This is a genomic window from Poseidonibacter sp., assembly GCF_041821165.1.
GTDB lineage: Bacteria > Campylobacterota > Campylobacteria > Campylobacterales > Arcobacteraceae > Poseidonibacter.
Genome location: NZ_JBGUES010000081.1, coordinates 4,429 through 9,731, shown reverse-complemented (window position 1 = coordinate 9,731; position 5,303 = coordinate 4,429). Strand labels below are relative to the sequence as shown.

The window sequence follows — 5,303 nt, the reverse complement described above, 5'->3', positions numbered from 1 at the left end:
CATCATTATATGCATCATGTTTACCCATTACCGGAATTTGCATTTCTTTCATAATTGTGTCAAATCGTAAATCAATATTTGCCTGAGGAATCATATCAATTTTCCAATCATAATATATTGCTGAAACTTCAAGAATTTTATTTGGTAATTTAATGCCAAGTTTTGGTTTTAAATATTTATTTATCATCGCAACATCAAATTCTAAGAAGTAACCAACTAAAGTTCTATTTCCAATAAATTCTAAGAACTCTTCTATTACGTCATTTATATCTTCTGCTTCTTCTAAATCACACTCTCTTATATGATGAATTTTAATTGCATCAATTTGTAGTTTAGTTTTTGGTTTAATAAATTTAACAAATTTTTTACTTGAAACTACAACATTATCTTTAATAATTACAGCACCAATTGATATAATATCGTCACTTTTTGGGTTTAATCCTGTTGTCTCACAATCAAAACAAACATATTCATTTTTATGTGACTTATCAAAAAGATATGAATACTTTTGATCTTTTAATTTCTTTTTATTAAAATAATTATTTATACTTCTAAACATAACTTAACTTAAAGTGGTATTCTAATTTTTTCTTTAACTTATTAATGATTTTAAATGAATCTTTTAATAAATCTTTTTCCATTGTATTTAAATTATCAGGATTTATATAGTTATCAATTTCAATTTTTTTATCTAATTTATCTAGATTTGATTTAAGTTTTATTGCTGATAAAAAGTTAAATGACATAATTAATTCTTCTGAAAATTCAGCATCAAAACTTCCCATTTCTGTTAGTGTTTTAATTCTTTTTATTGTATTTGTGTTTAAAACATGTTTTTCTAAAGAAAGAGACCTTATTCCTTGTACTAAAATAAAAATTCCACCTTTTTTAATATCAATTTCATTTTTATGATTTTTATCACTACTATCAAAAACAAATCCATCAAAAAATCCAAGTGGTACATCAAAGTTTGTTATTACTTTTGCAAATTGTGCATTAAATGTTTGTGTATTTCCACCTGTTCTAAACAAATACTCTTTTAATTCTATAATTAAATCTTTTTCTCCTGAAACACAAACAGCATCATAGAAAATTGCAGTATTCATTAAGTTATCAGGGATTGGTTCATGAACCCATTTATAAATCTGTTCTTTAAAGTCTGATTGTTTTTTACACCAATATGGATTTGATAACATTATATTTCCATCACATCTAGGAAAACCAAAATCAACTAATGTCTCTGTAAAATTATGTGTGAATTCTTTTAGTTTTTCATCAGATATAGTACAGTCATCAGAAAGAATAAGGGCATTATCTTGATCAGTTTTTAATATCTGTTCACCTCTACCTTCACTTCCCATTACAACTAAACAAGATTTGTCTTTTAACTCTTCAGGTGCTAAAATCTTATATAATTTATCTAAAAGTTTATTATTTAATTGACTAATTAACTTAGAAATAAATTCAATTTTTACACCCTTAGCATTTAAAGATTTAATTATTTTAATAAATGAATGAGCTGCACTTTTTAGCTCTTCTACTGTTTCTGCTTGAACAATTTCATTTGAAACTGAAAAAATATTTGTAGCAAAAAATGATGATAAAGATATTTGATCTAAAATTCCAACTATTTCATCTGAATCATTTTTTACAATAACTCTTTTTAGTCCATGTTTTGCCATTACAAGTTGTGCATTAAATAAAAAATCATTTTCATTAATACATAAAAGACCCGTTGAAGCAATTTTTACAACTTTTTCATCAAAACTCATTCTATTTAAAATAACTTTTTCTCTAAAATCAGAATCAGTTACAATATAAATTTCTCCACTTTCATCTTTTAAAAGTAAAGTAGGCACTTTCTCTTTTTTAATTACTTTTACAGCTTCAAAAATAGTTTTATTAGTATCAATTATTACGGCTTTATGAATTTTTGCATCTTTAACTTTTGCAATCATAATATTTGCCATTTCTTTGTTTTTTTCATTATGGATATTATTATTAAGTTTTTGAGAAATTGTTTGGAAAAAATAGCTCTCTAAATCTTTATTACTATGTAATACTTTAATAAATATTTCTCTAGGAAGTGCATAACAAATAGTCTCTTCTGATGTTACAAAAGTATGTTTAGAATAGTTTTCAATTAATGAAACAGGATCAAATATTTCATTTTTTGTGAAAATTGAAAGAACTTCATCTTCATCTTTTTCTTGTACTAAACCTTTTAATACAAAATACAAATGAGTAGGTTCTTGTGAATTTTTTTGAATAATTTCATCTTTTTTAAAATAAACAATATCAATATTACTAGCAATATTCTCTAATTCAACTTTATTTAAACGTTCAAAAGGGTGTATTGAACTAAGAAATGTTTTTTGTTCTAAGATACTCATGGACTCTCTTTTATTAGATTTTATGGGCATATAATAACTAAAAAAGAATAAAATAATGAGTCAATTAATAAAATAAAATGTGATTTTTTTTATAATGAGAATAATAGGAATAGAAAAATTAATAAAGGGAAACTTTTAATATTATTATCAAAGAAAATAAATTCTTTGATAATATATATTTTAGTACTAGTGTTCAACTGCTCCAGCTGAACCAATACCTGTATTTGCTCTAATATTTTGAGCTCTAAACATTTCTTTTTCGTCTTTACCTCTTTGTGAGTTATCAGTTTTTGAGAAAAACCAAATAGCAACAAAGGCGATAGTTACAGAGAATAAAGCAGGGTGTTTATAAGGGAAAATTGCTTCTGCATTTCCAAGAATTTGAACCCATACAATTGGCCCAATAACAACTAAAGAAACAGCAGTTATAAGTCCAATAAATCCACCAATAAACGCACCTCTTGTTGTTAATCCTCTCCAGTAAATAGATAAGAATAAAATAGGGAAGTTAGCAGATGCAGCAATACCGAATGCTAAACCAACCATATATGCAATATTTTGTGATTCAAAAGAAATTCCTAAAATAACACCAATAATTCCTAAGATAACAACAAAGATTTTTGAAACTCTAATTTCATCTTCTTCTTTTGCATTACCATTACAAATTACGTTTGCATAAATATCATGAGAAATTGCAGATGCACCTGCTAAAGTAAGTCCTGAAACAACCGCTAAAATAGTAGCAAATGCAACAGCTGAAATAAATCCTAAGAATGCATTTCCACCTAACACATGTGATAAGTGAATCGCAGCCATATTATTTCCACCAAATAACTTACCATCAACGAAGTATTGTGCACCTTCTGCACTATTTAAGAATGCAATTGCACCAAAACCAACAACAGTAATAATAATCCAGAAATATCCAACAAAAGCAGTTGCATAAACAACAGATTTTCTAGCTTCTTTAGCATTACCAACTGTAAAGAATCTCATAAGAACGTGAGGTAAACCAGCAGTACCAAGCATTAATGCAAGACCTAAAGAAATTGCAGAAATAGGGTCAGAAATAAATCCACCAGGAGCCATAATAGCTTGACCTAAATCATGAGTTTCAACAGCTTTAGTTGCTAATAATGTAAAGTCAAATTCAAATTGTTTTAAAATCATAAATGCCATAAAAGTAACACCAGATAATAATAAAACAGCTTTAATAATTTGTACCCAAGTAGTTGCAAGCATACCACCAAAAGTAACATAAATAATCATCATAACACCAACAAGCATTACAGCATATTCATATTCTAATCCAAATAATACTTGAATTAATTTACCAGAACCAACCATTTGAGCAATTAGGTATAAAGTAACAACAGATAAAGAACCAAATGCAGCTAAAACTCTAATTTCTTTTTGACCAAGTCTAAAAGCAGCAATATCAGCAAAAGTAAATTTACCTAAGTTTCTTAACTTTTCAGCCATTAAGAATAAAATAACAGGCCAACCAACTAAGAATCCAACAGCATAAACAAGACCATCATAACCTTTTAAGTATACTAAACCTGATAATCCAAGGAAAGATGCCGCAGACATGTAATCCCCAGCAATTGCCATACCATTTTGGAATCCTGAAATTCCTCCACCAGCTGTATAAAAATCACTTGCTGATTTTGTCTTACTTGCAGCCCAATAAGTAACACCTAAAGTAGCTCCAATAAAAATAAAGAACATAACAATCGCAGAAACGTTAATATCTCTTTTTGTTGCTTCAAAAGTAGCGTCACCTGCAGCAAATGCTGCTATAGCAAAAATTGAAATAAGTGCTAAAATTCTAAACATTATAATGCATCCTTTACGTCTTCTCTAATACTCTCAGTTAAATCTTCAAACTCGCCATTTGCTCTTCTAACATAAATTAATGTTGTAATAAAACTTATAATTATAATTGCAGCTGCAACTGGAAATGCATAAGTCATTACTCCATCACCTAGTTTTACACCTAATAGTGTTGGTTCGAATGCAATAGTTAAAATATATGCATAAAACATAACTAAAACAAAAATTGCAAGTTTTAAAGAAAAACCTGATCTTTTTGTAATTAGTTCTTGATATTTCGGGTTGTTTTTGATTCGTTCTACTAACTCATCATTCATTTTTTGCCTCCTAAAATTTTATTAAAAAATAGTATTTTTTTTGTTAAAAAAAATTAACAAAAAAATAATGTTTTCCTAATAAAAATGAGCCTAATTATACATATAAAATATTAGGGAGAACTATGAAGTATAGGAATTTGTAGATATTTTTAGACAAATTATTTATGTGTAACTTTTAGAAGCGAAATTTTGTAAAATTAGTTAGTATAATTTGTTGTTTTTGCATCAGTTACATTTCGTAATTTTAGAAAAATCATTGATGTCATAATCGCATCATTTAGTGCATCATGTTTACCTAGAGTTGGAATATTTAATTCTTTCATAATTGTGTCAAATTTTAAGTCAATAAATTCATACTCAGAAGTTTTTTTTCTTGTTCGATAATACATAGAAGAAACTTCAATACTTTCATTTGGAAGTTTGATTCCAATATATTTTTTTGTATATTTTGAAATCATTGCAATGTCAAATTTTATGTAATATCCAACTATTGGTCTTGAACCAATAAACTCTAATAAATCTAAAATTGCAATTTTTGGATCTACAGCATTTTGCAAATCAATAGGACGAATTTGATGAATTTTTATTGCTTCTGCATTAACATTTTGTGATGGTTTAACAAAGATATTAAATGTTTTTCTCATTAAAATTTTATTATCTTTTATATGAACTGCACCAATAGATAAAATTTCATCTTTTTTAGGATTTAGTCCTGTCGTTTCACAGTCTAAACAAACGTATTCATCTTTTTTTGCAT

General features: G+C 26.9%; 5 protein-coding genes. All 5 read right to left on the bottom strand.

All coding sequences use genetic code 11. The annotated features are described in order from the left end of the window. Positions 1–559, bottom strand: a 559-nt coding sequence (locus ACERKK_RS07685; RefSeq protein ID WP_373772496.1) for a 3'-5' exonuclease, incomplete at its 3' end; no start/stop codon positions are given. Beyond that, the gene (locus ACERKK_RS07680; protein WP_373772495.1) at positions 552–2,393 is read right to left on the bottom strand and encodes a putative nucleotidyltransferase substrate binding domain-containing protein; all 1,842 of its coding nucleotides are present in this window, start codon (positions 2,391–2,393) and stop codon (positions 552–554) included. The genes ACERKK_RS07685 and ACERKK_RS07680, both read right to left, overlap by 8 nt. A 186-nt stretch (positions 2,394–2,579) precedes the next feature. Next, complete coding sequence (locus ACERKK_RS07675) at positions 2,580–4,232, bottom strand: cation acetate symporter (protein WP_373772494.1); 1,653 nt, start codon at positions 4,230–4,232, stop codon at positions 2,580–2,582. Continuing rightward, a complete protein-coding gene (locus ACERKK_RS07670) occupies positions 4,232–4,546 on the bottom strand; it encodes a DUF485 domain-containing protein (protein WP_373772493.1) in 315 nt (104 codons plus the stop codon). Before ACERKK_RS07670 ends, ACERKK_RS07675 begins: the two co-directional genes overlap by 1 nt. A 197-nt stretch (positions 4,547–4,743) precedes the next feature. Then, positions 4,744–5,303, bottom strand: a 560-nt coding sequence (locus ACERKK_RS07665) for a 3'-5' exonuclease (RefSeq protein WP_373772492.1), incomplete at its 5' end; no start/stop codon positions are given.

Bases quoted from the DNA above. Each gene is read 5' to 3' on its own strand.
- ACERKK_RS07680 (WP_373772495.1), bottom strand. From the start codon at position 2,393: ATGAGTATCTTAGAACAAAAAACATTTCTTAGTTCAATACACCCTTTT.
- ACERKK_RS07675 (WP_373772494.1), bottom strand. From the start codon at position 4,232: ATGTTTAGAATTTTAGCACTTATTTCAATTTTTGCTATAGCAGCATTT.
- ACERKK_RS07670 (WP_373772493.1), bottom strand. From the start codon at position 4,546: ATGAATGATGAGTTAGTAGAACGAATCAAAAACAACCCGAAATATCAA.